Annotated in this window: 13 protein-coding genes and 1 tRNA gene; 7 read left to right on the forward strand and 7 right to left on the reverse strand. The window is 74.7% G+C overall.

Translation table 11 applies throughout. From position 1 onward, the window contains the following. On the forward strand, positions 1-1,745 hold a 1,745-nt coding region (locus tag LE181_RS26480; RefSeq protein WP_225664023.1), incomplete at its 5' end, for an ATP-dependent DNA helicase. A gap of 67 nt (positions 1,746-1,812) precedes the next feature. On the opposite strand, the gene LE181_RS26485 is transcribed toward LE181_RS26480, so the two are convergent. Further along, positions 1,813-2,583, reverse strand: a complete 771-nt coding sequence (locus LE181_RS26485; RefSeq protein ID WP_225664024.1) for a hypothetical protein — start codon at positions 2,581-2,583, stop codon at positions 1,813-1,815. A gap of 47 nt (positions 2,584-2,630) precedes the next feature. Here LE181_RS26485 and LE181_RS26490 point away from each other — a divergent pair, with 47 nt between their 5' ends. Further along, complete coding sequence (locus LE181_RS26490) at positions 2,631-2,819, forward strand: DUF5703 family protein (RefSeq protein ID WP_225664025.1); 189 nt, start codon at positions 2,631-2,633, stop codon at positions 2,817-2,819. A gap of 89 nt (positions 2,820-2,908) precedes the next feature. On the opposite strand, the gene LE181_RS32520 is transcribed toward LE181_RS26490, so the two are convergent. From LE181_RS32520 to LE181_RS26505, 3 genes are all read right to left on the reverse strand, one after another. Next, entirely contained in the window at positions 2,909-3,769 is an 861-nt protein-coding gene (locus tag LE181_RS32520) for a chaplin (protein WP_225664026.1), read from the reverse strand. A 165-nt stretch (positions 3,770-3,934) separates the two neighbouring features. Then, positions 3,935-4,168 (reverse strand): chaplin, encoded by a 234-nt coding sequence (locus LE181_RS26500; RefSeq protein WP_225664027.1) that lies wholly within the window; start codon positions 4,166-4,168, stop codon positions 3,935-3,937. Positions 4,169-4,321: 153 nt separating this feature from the next. Continuing rightward, positions 4,322-5,689: a M20/M25/M40 family metallo-hydrolase gene (locus tag LE181_RS26505; RefSeq protein ID WP_225664028.1), complete on the reverse strand. Its 1,368-nt coding sequence runs from the start codon at positions 5,687-5,689 to the stop codon at positions 4,322-4,324. A 236-nt stretch (positions 5,690-5,925) separates the two neighbouring features. On the opposite strand from LE181_RS26505, the gene LE181_RS26510 reads away from it, so the two are divergent. Next, positions 5,926-6,013 (forward strand) — tRNA-Leu (locus LE181_RS26510). A 15-nt stretch (positions 6,014-6,028) separates the two neighbouring features. Here the strand turns inward: LE181_RS26510 and LE181_RS26515 are convergent. Beyond that, positions 6,029-6,817 (reverse strand): carbonic anhydrase, encoded by a 789-nt coding sequence (locus tag LE181_RS26515; RefSeq protein WP_225664029.1) that lies wholly within the window; start codon positions 6,815-6,817, stop codon positions 6,029-6,031. A 284-nt stretch (positions 6,818-7,101) separates the two neighbouring features. After that, complete coding sequence (locus tag LE181_RS26520) at positions 7,102-7,983, reverse strand: DMT family transporter (protein ID WP_225664035.1); 882 nt, start codon at positions 7,981-7,983, stop codon at positions 7,102-7,104. A 415-nt stretch (positions 7,984-8,398) separates the two neighbouring features. On the opposite strand from LE181_RS26520, the gene LE181_RS26525 reads away from it, so the two are divergent. The 3 genes from LE181_RS26525 to LE181_RS26535 all read left to right on the forward strand — a co-directional run bounded on the left by LE181_RS26525 (position 8,399) and on the right by LE181_RS26535 (position 13,042). After that, positions 8,399-9,391 (forward strand): hypothetical protein, encoded by a 993-nt coding sequence (locus LE181_RS26525; protein WP_225664030.1) that lies wholly within the window; start codon positions 8,399-8,401, stop codon positions 9,389-9,391. 94 nt (positions 9,392-9,485) lie between these two features. Beyond that, the gene (locus tag LE181_RS26530) at positions 9,486-11,066 is read left to right on the forward strand and encodes an APC family permease (protein WP_225664031.1); all 1,581 of its coding nucleotides are present in this window, start codon (positions 9,486-9,488) and stop codon (positions 11,064-11,066) included. Then, positions 11,063-13,042, forward strand: coding sequence for a primary-amine oxidase (locus LE181_RS26535; protein ID WP_225664032.1), 1,980 nt, complete (start codon positions 11,063-11,065; stop codon positions 13,040-13,042). Before LE181_RS26530 ends, LE181_RS26535 begins: the two co-directional genes overlap by 4 nt. A 27-nt stretch (positions 13,043-13,069) precedes the next feature. Here LE181_RS26535 and LE181_RS26540 read toward each other — a convergent pair whose 3' ends face one another. After that, on the reverse strand, positions 13,070-13,486 hold the full coding sequence (locus tag LE181_RS26540) for a (2Fe-2S) ferredoxin domain-containing protein (RefSeq protein ID WP_225664033.1): 417 nt from the start codon (positions 13,484-13,486) through the stop codon (positions 13,070-13,072). Positions 13,487-13,544: 58 nt separating this feature from the next. Here LE181_RS26540 and LE181_RS26545 point away from each other — a divergent pair, with 58 nt between their 5' ends. Beyond that, positions 13,545-14,069, forward strand: a complete 525-nt coding sequence (locus tag LE181_RS26545; RefSeq protein WP_225664034.1) for an NUDIX hydrolase — start codon at positions 13,545-13,547, stop codon at positions 14,067-14,069. Positions 14,070-14,827: the final 758 nt, after the last annotated feature.

The raw sequence follows: 14,827 nt of genomic DNA on the forward strand, positions 1-14,827 counted from the left end.
CGGACCGCCCCGCACCGGCGCCCGCCGCCCCGGCGCGCGCGGCGATCCCGCCGAGCGCGGGCCTGGTCGAGGTGCTGGCCGCCGGAGGAGCGCCGGAGCAGCTGGCCCCCAAGGCCGCGCAGACGCTCGGGGAGCACGCCGCCGAGGCCCTGCGGGAGGACCCGTGGCGGCTGCTGGCCGTGCCCGGGGTGCGGCCCGAGCAGGCGGACGGCTTCGCCCGGGCCCTGCTGGGGCCGGAGTGCGGGCCGGGCGACGAGCGGCGCGCCCAGGCGCTCGTCGTCTGGCTGCTGGAGCGCGCCGCCCTGGCCGGGCACACCGTGCTGGAGGCGCCCGCGCTCCGCGCCGAGCTCGCCCGGCGCGCCGTGCCCGACCCGGACGAGGCCCTGCAGGCCGCCATCGCGGAGGGCGCCGTCCTGGTCTTCCAGGAGGGCGGTGACGAGGCCGAGGCGGCTGACGACACCGAGGCCGCCCCCGTCTCCCTGCTGCTGGGGCTCGACCGCTACGCCATGGCGGAGGAGAGCCTCGCCGACGGCCTCGCCCGCCTCGCCACCGCGGCCCCGCCCGAGGACGCCCCCGGCTGGGAGCAGGCGGCGGCCGCCGCCCCCTCCCCCTCCGCGGCCGAGCTGATCCGCGCCGCCGCGGCCTGCGGCCTGGTGACGCACAGCGGCGGCGAGGCGGCCCGCGCCGAGCCAGCCGCCCTGGTCACGGCGGCCGCCGGGCTCGGCCTGCGCACCTGGGCCGCCGCGCACACCGAGGACGGCCGGCGCCGCCTCGCCGAACTGGGCGTGGCCGAGGCCGTGACCGTCACCGGTCTGCTGTCCGGCCAGGAGGGTCCCGGGCGGGACGAGGACGGCTCGCTGGCCCTCGACGTGCTGGTCGTCCTGGACGCGCCCCAGCTGGACGTGGAGGGCGCCGCCCTGCTGGTGGAGTCGCTCGCCGACGGCACCCGGCTGGTGCTCTCCGGCGACCCGGGCGTCCTGTGGTCCGCGGGCCCGGGCCGTGTGTTCGCGGACGTGGTGGCCTCGCGAGCCTGCCCGTCGGTCGTCTCCCGCACCCCCGACCCGGGCCCCCTCGGGGAGCTCGTCTCGGGCATCGGCATCGGCGAGCTGACCACGGTGGACGCCCCCGGCAAGGAGGTCGTGATCGTCCCGGTCCGGGAGCCGGCCGAGGCGGTGCACCGCACCGTGCAGCTCGTCGCCGACTCCGTGCCGCGCGCGATCGGCGTGCCCGCCGCGGACACCCAGGTGATCACCCCGGGCCACGGCGGCCCCGCCGGCACCCGGGCGCTCAACGCGGCCCTGAAGGAGCGGCTGAACCCCGGCCCCGGCCGGTTCGGCGGCTTCGACCCCGGCGACAGGGTCGCGTACGTCCCCGCCCCCGGCCGCATGGTGCCCGGGACCGTGGTCTCGGCGGACGCCGAGGGGCTGCGGCTGGACTGCGGCGGCACGCCCGTCGTCGTCCCGCCGGACCGCGTCGCCGAAGAGGTGCGGCACGGCTGGGCCGTGACCGCCCACCAGGCGGCCGGGACGCGCTGGCCGGCGGTCGTGGTGGTGCTGCCGGGCGACGCGGCGGCGACGCTGACCAGGGCGTGGGTCTACACCGCGTTCAGCCGCGGCGAGCGGCACCTGTCGGTCGTGCACGGCGTGGACCAGGCGCTGCCCCGCGCGGTCGCCGAGGTCCCGGCGAAGGCACGGACCACCCGGCTGCTGCCGCTGCTGCAGGCCCAGGTCCGGCCCGCCGAGTGAACGACGGCCGCCTGCGGGCCCCTTCCGGGCCCGCAGGCGGCCGCGACACGACAGGTCAGCGGCGGCGTCAGCGGCGGCGCACCCGCGAGGGCCCGTCGGCCCCCCGCTCCTCGTCGCCTCCGGCGTCCTGGACGTCGAGCTCGTCGCCGTCGTCCTCGCCGTCGTCGCCTTCGTCCTCGTCGTCGCCGTCCTCGCCGTCCTCGTCCTCCTCGTCGAAGACGGCGCTGACGTCGAAGCGGCAGATGACCCGCTGCGGGTCGGCCTGCTCGAAGGGGGCGGACAGCCACTCGCCCGGCTCGGACGGTTCCTCGGCGGCCGACACCCACAGCGTGGAGTCGCCCTCCTCCAGACCGAACTCCTTGTGCCGGGAGGCGATTTCGTCCGGCTCGTACTCACCGAAGAGCACCCCGAGAGCGGCGTGGACGCTGCGCCCGACGAGGCCCTCCGCGCCCCCGTGGGTACCCGGCTCCGTCTCGACGTCGACGTCCGGGTCGAGGTCGGCGACGCGCTGCGCCTGGGAGAGCAGCCGCTGGGGCTCGACCACGGCGTAGTCCCTGCGGATCAGCACGCTGAGCGCGCTGGGCTCGTCCGGCCCGGCGTAGGCGGGAAGCGTGTCGTCGCCCGGGATCTCGAAGGGCGTGACCTCGTCGTAGGTGTCGTAGAGCAGCTCGTCGTAGACCTCGGCTGTCGCGGCCAGCTCGTTGAACGCGGCGTAGACGGCCGGGTCGTCCTCCCCCGAACGGCGTTCGACGGCGTCGAGGTGGCGGTCCAGAGCGGCTTTGACCGCCTCGGCGGCGGCCCGTACCTCGGCAGCGGTTGGCTGCGCAGCATCAGACATAGTGCAGACGCTATCCGCACCGGGCCCGTTCCCGCACAATAGATGCGATGCCGGAATACGAATTCTGCGATGTGTATGTACCCCGGGGCGTCTCCCGGAGGGCCACCACGCGCTTGCTGACCGAACACGCCGAGTACGGACACTGGGAGTTGGACCGACTGCGCCTCTACCCCGACGGCAGCCGCAGGGTGCGGCTGCGCCGCAGGATCATCCGACAGATCCGCGCCACCTGGTGACCCACCGGGAGTGAACGCACACGGAGCGGGCCCCGCGGCTGCGGGGCCCGCTCCGTGCCGGTCGCTACCGGCTCAGCCGTTCCGGCGGGTCAGCCCTGCGCGCCGCGGGAGCGGCGGTAGAGCATCGCGCCACCGAGCAGCAGGCCCGCGCTGGCCGCACCGGCCGCGCCGAGCTGGCCGGCACCGGTGTGGGCGAGCTCGGCGGCCTTCTGGGCCACCGTCGCGGGACGGTGCTCGGCGAGGTCGGCGGCAGGACGGTGCGCGTCCTTGACCTCCATGGCCGGCTTGGCGTGGTGCCCGCCCGCGCCCGGCGCACCGGGGTGACCGCCCGGCGCGTCGTGGCCGTGCGTCGGCGGCTTGTGGCCGGGCTTCTCACCGGTGGGCGGGTTGTGGTGCCCGCCCGGGTGGTGGTCGCCGGGCTTGTGCCCGCCCGGATGACCCGGCTTGTCGCCGTGCGGCGGCTTGTGGCCCTGGCCCTGGTGGGCCGGACCGTGGCCGTCGTTGACACAGGTGTTGCCGCTGGCGGGGTTGCCGATGCCGACGACGTTGACGCTGTTGCCGCAGGCGTTCACCGGGATGCTGACCGGCACCTGTGCGGTGTTGCCCGAGGCGACGCCGGGCGAACCGACGCTCGCGCCGTTGGCCAGCGCCCCGCCGTGCCCGCTGCCGCCGTGCCCCTGGTTGCCGTGGCCGCCGTGGCCGTGGCCGCCGTTGGCACAGCGGTTGCCCGTCGCGGGGTTGAGCAGTCCCACGACGTTCACGGTGTTGCCGCAGGCGTTCACCGGAACGTGCACCGGCACCTGGACGGTGTTGCCCGAGGCGACGCCCGGGGAGTGTGCCGCGGCGCCGTTGGCGCCCGAATCGGCGTGGGCGTAGCCGCCCGTGACGGCCGCGATGACGCCGCTGGCCGCCGCTACGGTGATCAGGCCCTTCTTGGTGACCTGTCGCATTTTCGTCTTGCCCCTCTGCTGCTTCTTGCCATGCGGATTGCGCAAGGGCGTACATATCCACGCCCTTGCGCGGAAAACCCGGCCAAAGCCCGGCGGCCCCGGAGCGCATGGCACGCGCCCCGGAGCCACCACGGGATTCAGCCCCTCACGGGTTGAGAAAACGCGTCACTTGTTGACGCAGGTGTTCCCGAACGTGGGGTTGAGCAGCCCGACGACGTTGATGGTGTTGCCACACACGTTCACCGGCACAGCCACCGGGACCTGGATGACGTTGCCCGAGACGACGCCGGGAGAATTCACAGCAGCACCCTGGGCGCCCCCGCTGGCGGCGGCGACGCCCGCCCCCGCGAGAACGAGACCACTGGTGGCTGCCGCGGCGGCGACGACCTTCTTGAGCATGGATTCCTCCTTGTTGGCAATGCGGTCCCAGCCGCGGACCGCACACCTGTAACGACGAGGAGGGAATGGGGCTACGTAAGCAGCAGGGCGTTCACTCTTTCCGGCGAAAAAAGCGCCAGATTCGCGCAGTCTGACACCCAATCAGGACTGCGCTCAGCACTGATCCAGGAAGCGGTCGAGCACGCGCACACCGAATTTCAGACCATCCACGGGCACGCGCTCGTCCACGCCGTGGAACATTCCGGCGAAGTCCAGCCCGGGCGGCAGCTGCAGCGGCGCGAACCCGAAGCAGCGGATGCCCAGGTCGTCGAAGTGCTTGGCGTCGGTGCCGCCGGAGAGCATGTACGGGATGGCGCGGGCGATCGGGTCCTCGGCCCGCAGGGCCGCCTGCATCGCGTCGACCAGCTTGCCGTCGAAGTCGGTCTCCAGCGCCCTGTCCAGGTGCGAGCGCTCCTCGTCGATCTTCACCCGGGGGCCGAGGATACGGGCCAGGTCGGCGTGGAACTCCTCCTCGTGCCCCGGCAGGAAGCGCCCGTCGACATGGGCGCTGGCCTGGCCCGGGATCACGTTCACCTTGTAGCCCGCGTCGAGCATGGTGGGGGCGGCGGAGTTGCGCAGCGTGGCGCCGACCATCTTGGCGATGCCACCGAGCTTGGCAAGGGTGCCGTCCATGTCCTCGGGGTCCAGCTCGGTGCCGAGCGCGTCGGAGAGCTCGTCCAGGAAGGACCGGACGGTCTTGGTGACCCTGACCGGCCACTCGTACCGGCCCAGCCGCCCCACGGCTTCGCACAGCTCCGTGATGGCGTTGTCCTTGTTGGTCATCGAGCCGTGCCCGGCCGTGCCGTCCACGGTGAGCCGCATCCAGTGCATGCCCTTCTGGGCGGTCTCCACCAGATAGAGCCTGAGCTGCTCGTTGACGGTGAAGGAGAAGCCGCCGACCTCGCCGATCGCCTCCGTCACGCCCTCGAAGAGGTCCGGATGCTTGTCGACCAGGTGGCGCGCGCCGTACGTGCCGCCCGCCTCCTCGTCCGCGAGGAAGGCGAGCACGATGTCGCGCGGGGGCCTGCGGCCGCTGCGCAGCCTGTCCCGCACGACCGCGAGGGTCATCGCGTCCATGTCCTTCATGTCGACCGCGCCGCGCCCCCACAGGCAGCCGTCCGTGATCTCCCCGGAGAACGGGTGGTGCGTCCAGTCCGCGGCGTTGGCCGGGACGACGTCGGTGTGGCCGTGGATGAGCAGCGCGGGCCGGGACGGGTCCTCGCCCTCGATGCGGGCGACGGTGGAGGCCCTCCCCGGGTGCGACTCGATGATCCGCGGTTCGAGCCCGACCTCGGCGAGCTTCTCGGCCACGTACTCGGCGGCGAGCCGCTCGCCGGGGCCGGAGTGGTCGCCGTAGTTGCTGGTGTCGATCCGGATCAGGTCGCGGCAGAGGTCGACGACCTCTTTTTCGGCGTTCCCGGCGTTCCCGGCGTTCCCGGCGTTCCCGCCCGTGCCGGCGGTGGCCGGCTTCGACTCGCTCACGCTGCCTCCTCGTGGTTCGGCTGCCGGGCGGCCGCCGCACGGTGGGCGCGGCCCCCGGCGGGGTCCGTAAGCCATCCTCCCCCTGCCGTTCGCCCAGCCCAAGGCCGCAATACAGCCGACACACGCCCGCAACGATCACCGCCGCCCTCGGCGCGGGGGCGTGATCGAGCACCGCCGAATGTTTGGTATTGTTTTCCATGTCGCCGCGGGGAACACCCCGCCAAGACAAACACCTGGTCCGGGTGGCGGAATGGCAGACGCGCTAGCTTGAGGTGCTAGTGCCCTTTATCGGGCGTGGGGGTTCAAGTCCCCCCTCGGACACCAACGAAAAACCCCAGCTCAGCTGGGGTTTTTCTGCGTTTCCGGCGGGCTTGACGTGCTGCCGGTCCCGGAGGGCGCGTCGGTGAGGATCTCCACTGCGCCGGTGTCGAGCGAGTAGTAGCCGCCGACCACCGCGAGGGCGCCCTTCCGTACGAGCGGGGCGAGGTCCGCGTTGGTGCGCAGGTCGTCGGCGGTCAGCCGGACCTGGGCGCGGGCCATGGTCTCGACGGGGTCGCTGCCGCCCTCCTTGAGCGCCCGCTCGTACGCCGGGCGCAGGGCCGTGACGATCGCCTGGAGGTTTCCGGGCAGCGGCTCGTCCTCGCGCAGGGAGGTGTACGCCGCCTTGACGGCGCCGCAGCGCTGGTGCCCGAGGACGAAGACCAGCGGGGTGCCGCTCGTCATGGGGCCGTACTCGACCGATCCCGTGACCACCGGGCCGACGGCCTGGCCGCCCGTGCGCATGACGTACAGGTCGCCGAGGCCGGTGTCGAAGAGCAGCTCGGGCGGCACGCGGGAGTCGATGCAGGAGAGGACCACCCCGAACGGATGCTGCTCCTGGGCCACGAGCTGGCGCCGGGTGGGATCCCGGTCCGGGTGCTGGAGGTCCCCGCTCACCCAGCGCTTGTTCCCGTCCATCAGTCTCGCGAACGCGGCGGCGGGCGTGGCCGGGCTCGCCCCCGGCGAGGGCGAGGCGGGCGCCCGGCCGGCCGGGGAGCCGGGCGTGGCGCACCCCGCGAGCGCGGCCGCGGCGGCCGCCAGACCACCGGCGAGCAGCGTCCTGCGACCCGGAGACCTCGTATCGTCCATGGGTGCTCCCCTCGGTGCCGCCGGGCCGTCCGGCTGTTCCGGCGGTGGCGATTGTTCAACGGGCCGGGGCGGCACGGCGGCAGGCGCGAGCGATCACGGGCCGTTTTGGCGCTGACGGAGCACGAAGGCCCGGAGACGGGAGCGGCCGGACGGACGCCCTGCGGCGACCGTTCCCCGGGGGCGGCCGCGGGTCGCCCCCTATGGCCGGACGCGAGTGCGGCAGCGGGGGGATGCTGCCCGGACGCGAGTGCCGCCGCAGGTCGCCGGGTGCCCCGACGCGTCCCTCAGTGCGGCTGCAGGTCGCGTACGCGGCCCGACGTGGGCATGCCCGAGGGCATGGCCGGGTGGCGGCCGATGAGGACGATCCCGACGACGATCGCCGCGAGGCCGGCCGCCTCGGCGGCCAGGGCGCCCGGGGTGGTCCGCAGCTGGTCGCCCAGGAAGCCGACGCCGCAGGCGATGCCCGCCAGCGGCTGGGCGGCGGTCAGGGCGGGCAGGGACATCCGCAGCGGCGCCGTCTCGAAGGCGCTCTGCACCAGGACCAGCGCCGTCACCCCGAGCACCACCACCACGTAGGGCTGCCAGCTGGTGGCCAGGGTCGTCCAGCCCTCCTTCAGCCGGCCGCCGCTGACCCGGGTGAGGGCGTCCTGCACTCCGTACAGCAGCCCGGCGGCCACGGACAGCAGCGCGGCCTCCGTGCTCATGCGCACGCGCTTGGCGACGGCCGTGAGGAGCAGGGCCGTGCCGATCATGATGCCGACGACCAGCCAGTGTCTGAGCGGGTCGGTGACGGTGCGGCCGCCGTGCGGACGGCCGGCGACGATGAAGACGGCGACCCCGCCGGCGAGCAGCCACAGGCCGCCCCAGCCGGTGGGGCCGAGCGGCTGCCCGGTCTGCCGGCGGGAGAGGGCCATCGCGAAGAGCAGGTTGGTGGCCAGCAGCGGTTCGACGAGCGAGATCTCGCCCCGGCCGAGCGCGATGGCGCCCAGCACCATGCCGCAGACCATGAAGGCGATGCCGGCGAGCCAGCGCGGCATGCGGGCGAGGTCCAGCAGCAGCCGGAGCGAGAGGAAGTCGCTCATGGGGGCCCGCTGCGCGGCGTTCTGCTGGAGGACGAACCCCACACCCAGGCAGCACGCCGCACTCACGGCGAAGGCGAAGACCATCACGTCGCGCACCTCAAGACCGAACGGTCACTGGAGACTTGACACCAAGACGATAGCCGCCGCATGGGGCGGCATGGCGGCCGAGTACCCCATTCCGGCCGGTTCATCCCCGGCGTGCCGTTGACGACCCCGGAAGAGCTGCGAACAATTGTTCGTCGTGCATGGGTACCCACGTCCGTCCGGACGCCGGACCCCGGCCCCCTCCCGGCGAGGCGGCAGCGGGCCACCGGGCCACCCCGCGGCCGCCGGGCAACTGGTGCTGACGTAGCGTCACTTGGCATGGCGTCAGCGGCAAGATCGCCCTTGACTCGGAGCCGTGACTACCGGTTTGCTGTGCGTGATCGAGCACGCACGCGCACGGACGCCCCCCCGTCGGCGTCCGGAGGGGACGTACCGCCGTGGAGGAAGCCCGCAGATGACGCCCCCGCCCCCCTTGGGCCGCCCCCGGAACAAGGACGGGCCGGCCTTCGATCCCGCCCTGGACGACACCGAACTCGCCACCGTCCGCGACGCGCTCGCCCGGGGCCGGTGGGCGGACGCCCGGCTGCTCCTCGCCCGTACCGGCGACGACTGGGACCGCCGGGGCCACCGCCTCGTCGTCCTCGCCGAGGGCCCCACCAGCGCCACCTGGGCCCGTGAGTGGCAGCTCGCCGAGCCCGGCAGCCCCGACGCCGCCGCGCTGCTGGCCTGCGCCACCGTCCTCCGCGCCGTGAGCGGGAAGGACGCCCCGGACACGGCCCGGGCGCTGTGCCTGACCGCCGCGCGGCTCGCGCCCCGCGACCCCACGCCCTGGCTCGGCATCCTCATGCTCGCGCACCGCACCGGCACCGCCGACGAGCGCGTCCGCGCCTTCGACCAGGTGCGCGCCCGGCACCGGGACCACCACCACGCCCACCACCTGATGGCAGCCTGCCTGGCCGAACACCAGGAGGGCGACCGCGACGACCCGCTGCACGAGGTCTACGACTTCGCCTCCTGGGCGGCCGAGCAGGCCCCCGCCGACTCCCCGCTGGCCGTGCTCCCCGTCGTCGCGCACGCCGAGCGGTACCGCGTCCTCGCCCGCGCGGGCCTCGAACCGGCCGACCCCGCCCGCTCGGGGCACTGGTCCACGCGCCGGGCCCGTCAGGTGATGAAGGCCGCGTTCGACTGGTGGCTGGAATGGGACGTCGACGAGGACGCGGAGGATGCGGCCGACGCCGCGCACGCGTCCGGCACCGCCCACCCCCGGCGCAAGGTCGACCTCAACTACCTGGCCCACGCCAAGCTGCACGAGGGCCGGCCGGCCGAGGCGGCGGCCCTGCTGACCCGGATCGGACCGCACGCCACGCACGCCCCCTGGTCCTATCCCTACCGGGACCCCAGGAAGGCGTTCCGGGCCGCCCGGCGTGCCGCGCTCGGCACCGCCTGACCCACCGCCCCGCTCCCCCGGGGCGTCCCGCACCGCCCCGCACGACCGCACCGACCACCCGCCCCGCTCACCCCACGGGAAGGACGGCCCCGCCATGCCGACGGGCACCACGAGCGAGATCAGCACGTTCAAGGGCCAGGGAAGACGCCTGCGCGCCGACCGCATAGGAGTGGCAGGACTGCTGCTGTCCGTCGTCGCCGCCAGCGCCCCGCTCATGGTCACGGCCGGGGTGATGCCCACCACCTACGGGACGATGGGCATCGTCGGCCAGCCCCTGCTCTTCGTCATCCTCGGCGCCGTGCTCACCCTCTTCAGCTTCGGCTACGCCGAGATGAGCCGGCACGTCCACAACGCCGGCGCCTTCTACGCCTACATCGCCCGCGGCCTCGGCGGCACGGCGGGCGCCGCCGCCTCCGTCGTGGCGCTCGTCGCCTACAGCGCCATGCAGTTCGCGATCTACGGCATCTTCGGCTTCGAGCTCTCCGGGCTCCTCGACGAACACCTCGGCGTGCGCGTCGGCTGGTGGGTGCCCGCGTTCGCCGCCGTGGCCGTCGTCGGGGCGCTCGGCTGGCTCAAGATAGACCTCAACGCCAAGGTGCTGGGGGTCCTGCTGGTCGTCGAGTGCGCCATGGTCGTCGCCTTCGACGTCGCCGCCGTCGGCAGCCCCGGCCCGGACGGGGTCTCGCTGCACGCCTTCGACCCCCAGACCCTCACCGGCGCCGGCCTGGGCACCGCGCTGTCGTTCACCATCGCCTCCTTCGTCGGCTTCGAACAGGCCGCCGTCTACGCCGAGGAGACCAGCCGCCCGCAGGTGGCCGTCGCCCGGGTCACGTTCCTCGCCGTCGGTTTCGTCGCCCTGTTCTTCGCCCTCGCCTCCTGGGCACTGGGCGTGGCCGCCGGGCCCTCGCGGATCACCGGGCTGGCGGGGGACGAGGGCCCGAACCTGCTCTTCGCCCTCTCCGAGGACCGGTTCGGCGCCGCGTTCACCGACGTCATGCACCTCTTCTACGTGACCGGCATGTTCGCCGCGATGCTCAGCTTCCACAACGTCGTCGCCCGCTACGCCTTCGCCATGGGCCGCGAGGGCCTGCTGCCCGCCGCCCTCGGCCGGACCTCCCGGGCCAGCGGTGCTCCCGCCTACGGCTCGCTGCTGCAGAGCGCGGTCTCCCTGCTGGCGGTGGCCGTCTTCGCGGCCACCGACGACGGCCCGCACGGCGACCCGACGGCCCCCGTGCAGCGGCTGTTCACCTGGATGGGCAACGTGGGCGCGCTCGGCGTGATCCTCCTCATGGCCACCGCCAGCGCCGCCGTCATCGTCTTCTTCGTCCGGCGCGGCGCCGCCCGCGCACAGGCCCCGCGACTGGTGGCCGCCGGGGCCGCCGGGCTGATCCTGCTGGTCATCGTGGGCTACGCGGTCAAGGACTTCGACGTCCTGCTCGGTGCCGACCCCGGCTCGGCGCTCCGCTGGATCCTGCCCGGCATCGTCGGCGCGTCCGTCGTGCTGGGCCTCGGCTACGGGCTGGCGCTCAAGGCCGTACGGCCCGCGGTGCACGCCCGCATCGGGCTCGGGAACGAGGCGTTCCAGCTGGAGGAGGCCGCCCAGGCGGCGGCCGGCGCGGCCGGTGGCCCGGCCCGCCCCCACGGCCCCACGAGCACAGGAAAGGTTTCCTCATGACGTGCTGTCACCCGTCCTCCCCCGACTCCCCCGTCTCTCCCGACACCGCCGCCTCCCCGGCACCGGCGGGCGTCCCGGCGCACCCGCTCGACCCGCTGAGCGCCGCCGAGATCGCCACCGCCCGGCGCGTGCTGGAGGAGGCGGGCCGGATCACCGCCACCACCCGCTTCCCGCTGGTGCTCCTCGACGAGCCGGACCGGCACGCGGCCGCCGCCCACCGGCCGGGCGAACCGTTCGTGCGCCGGCTGCGGATCACCCTCCTCGACTCCGCGACCGGCGCCGCCGCCGAGGCGCTCGTCGACGTCACCGGCGGGCTGCTGCTCTCCTGGCGGGAGCTGGACGTGGCCGCCGAGGGGCAGCCGCAGGTGATGTTCGAGGAGTACCCGGTCGTCGAGGCGATCGTGAAGGCCGACCCGGGGTGGCGCAAGGCCATGGCCGAGCGCGGGATCGAGGACACGGACCTGGCCGTCTGCGCGCCGCTGGCGGCGGGCAGCACCGTCGTCGAGCGGCCGGGCCGCCGGCTGCTGCGCTGCCTGACCTGGCTGCGCTGCGACGCCACGGACAACGCCTGGGCACACCCGGTGGGCGGGCTGGTGGCCGACGTCGACGTCATCGAGGGGCGCGTGGTGCGCCTCACGGACACCGGCGCGGTGCCCGTGCCCGCGGAGTGCGGGCGGTACGAGGCGGAGTTCAACGGGCCGCCGCGCACGGACCTGCGGCCGCTTGAGATCACCCAGCCCGAGGGGCCGTCGTTCCGGCTCGACGGGCCCCTGCTCAGCTGGCAGAACTGGAGCTTCCGCGTCGATTTCAATGCGCGCGAGGGCCTGGTGCTGCACCGCATCGCCTACCGGGACGGCGAACGGGACCGGCCCGTGCTGCACCGCGCATCCCTGGCCGAGATGGCGGTGGCCTACGGCGAGGCCGAGGAGTCCCGCAACTGGGTGGCGTTCCTCGACGCCGGCGAGTACTCCCTGGGCCGGAACGCCAACGCCCTGCGGCTCGGCTGCGACTGCCTCGGCGAGATCCGCTACCTCGACGCCGTCGTCGCCGACGACCACGGCCGTGCCGAGACGCTGCCCAACGCCATCTGCATCCACGAGGAGGACTACGGCCTGCTCTGGAAGCACACCGACATCTTCAACGGCAACGCGGCCGAGAGCCGGCGGGCCCGCCGGCTGGTCGTCTCCTACATCGCCACGGTCGGCAACTACGACTACGGCTTCTACTGGTACTTCCACCAGGACGGCACCATCGCCTTCGAGGCGAAGTCCACCGGCATCGTGCAGACCTCGGCCGTGGAGCCGGGCGCCGGCTCCCCGCACGGCACGGAGGTCGCTCCGGGGCTGCTCGCGCCCTACCACCAGCACCTGTTCTGCGTACGGCTCGACGTGGCCGTCGACGGGCTCGCCAACACCGTCGAGGAAGTGGACGTCGTGCCCGTGCCGGCCGGGCCGGAGAATCCGGGCGGCAACGCCTTCACCACCCGGACGACCGTCGTCTCCGACAGTGCGGACGGCGGGCGGCTGGCCGATCCCCTGGCGGGCCGGCGCTGGCGGATCACCAACCCCGGCTCGCTCAACCGCATGGGCCGGCCCGTCGCCTACACGCTCGTCCCCCAGCCGGGGCCGGTGGTGCTGGCGCAGCCCGGCTCGCCGGTGGCCGAGCGCATGGCGTACGGCACGAAGCACCTGTGGGTCACCCGGCACCGGGCCGAGCGGCGCTACCCGGCGGGCGACCATCCCAACCAGCATCCGGGCGGGGCGGGGCTGCCGCAGTGGACGGCGGGGGGCGAGTCGCTGGAGAACACCGAGCTGACCGTCTGGCACACCTTCGGGCCCACCCACCTGCCGCGGCTGGAGGAGTGGCCGGTGATGCCCGTGGAGCCCACCGGCTTCACCCTGAAGCCGACCGGCTTCTTCGACCGCAACCCGGCCCTGGACCTCCCCCGGGAGGCCGGCAGCCACTGTGCGGTGTGACGGCGGCGGGACGGTGGGGAGGGCGCCTCAGGCGTCCAGCGCCTTCCCCACCCGTCGCGAGACGGTGAAGGCGTAGAGGTCCAGGACGCCGGGCGGCTCCGCGAGGCCGGGGCCGCCGGCCCGGACCCATGCGGCGATGTCCGCCAGTGCGTCGTCGTCGTTGACCAGGCCGAGCCATACGGGCCGGCCCCCGGCGGCGCGGCCCGCCGCCGACGGCTGCACGACGATCACATTGGCCTGGTCGCAGACGTCCAGGCACTCCGACGCCCGTACGGCGGCGGCGCCCCCGAGGGCCGCCCGCAACCGGGGGATCTGTCCCGCGTGGTCGACCCCCGGCACCTTGGCGGGGTCGCCGCAGCAGCAGCCCCGGCACACGGTGACGCGGCAGGGCGCGGCGGAAGGGGCGGCGCCGCGGCGGCTGTTGGGCAGGCTCTTGGAGGTCATCCGGGTGATGATACGCATGATCCACACGGGGGTGGGGGCCTGGTGTTGGATGGGCCGCATGACCGATCAGCAGCCGCTCGGGGCGGACGAGGTGCTGGATGTCGTCGACGAGCACGACCGTGTGGTGGGCCGGGCTCCTCGCCGGGAGGTGTACGCCGGAGGGCTCGTGCACCGCTGCGTGTTCGTCCGGGCGCGGGACGCCCGGGGGCGGACCTTCGTGCACCGGCGCACGGACCGCAAGCTCGTCTTCCCCTCGCGGTACGACATGTTCGTGGGCGGCGTCGTCGGGGCGGGCGAGTCCTACGACGAGGCGGCGCTGCGCGAGGCGGAGGAAGAACTGGGCGTGAGCGGTCTCCCGGCCCCGACGCCGCTGTTCCGCTTCCTCTACGAGGGGCCGGGGGGCCGGTGGTGGTCGGCGGTCTACGAGGTCCGGTGCGACCTGCCGGTCAGGCCGCAGGCGGAGGAGGTCGCGTGGTGGGCGTTCCTCTCCGAGGAGGAACTGGAGGCCCGCCTCCCGGAGTGGGACTGGGTCCCGGACGGCCTGGCGGCGTTCGACCGCTTGCGGGGATTCTCCGGGGGCTGACGCGCGCCGCCGGCTGTTGTCCGGGCGGACGGTGCCCGCCCGGCGGGCGGAACGTTCCGCGGGACCGACCCCGCGGGCGGCGCGTCCGGGCCCCGGAGCCGTAGGCCCGGGGCGGGTAGAGCACCCGAGCGCCGGCCCCGGACCGAGAGGTGCGCGGCACGCAGCCTCTCCGAACCGGGCGGGCAGCGGGGTGCGAGCCCGGGCCCGCGAAGAGCGCGGGCTTCGACCACGGCCCGGAAAGGACGGCAGGCACGGCCCCAGGGCGACCGGCATGCCGGGGCGCGGTCCCGGGCTGGCACCTGCTGGAAGGCGGCCCGGGGCGGCGACCCACACGCAGGGGCCGGGGCACGCCCCCGGCCCAGCACGGGCAGCAGGCGTCAGCCCCGGCCGGCAGGGCCAGCGAGCGTCAGCCCCGGCCGGGAGGGGCACTTGGCCGCGTCGAGCCGGGCGCGGGCGCGGTCGACTGCCCGGACGGCCTGTTGACGCTGTCCGGCCTTGGCCAGCGCGTGGGCGTGGGTGATGTGGAGCAGGGTGCGGGCGTCAGCCCGGCCCGGAACGGCCAGCGGGCGTCAGCCCGGCCCGGCACGGCAGGGCCGGCGGGCGTCAGCCCGGCCCAGCACGGCCAGCGGGCGTCAGCCCCGGCCCGGCCCGGCAGGGCCAGCGGGCGTCAGCCCGGCCCGGCACGGCAGGGCCGGCGGGCGTCAGCCCGGCCCCGGCCCCTCCCCGCACGGGCCCGTCAGGCCACCGTCACCACGATC

Origin of the sequence: Streptomyces sichuanensis (genome assembly GCF_020328095.1) — a bacterium.
Taxonomy (GTDB): Bacteria; Actinomycetota; Actinomycetes; order Streptomycetales; family Streptomycetaceae; genus Streptomyces; species Streptomyces cinnamoneus.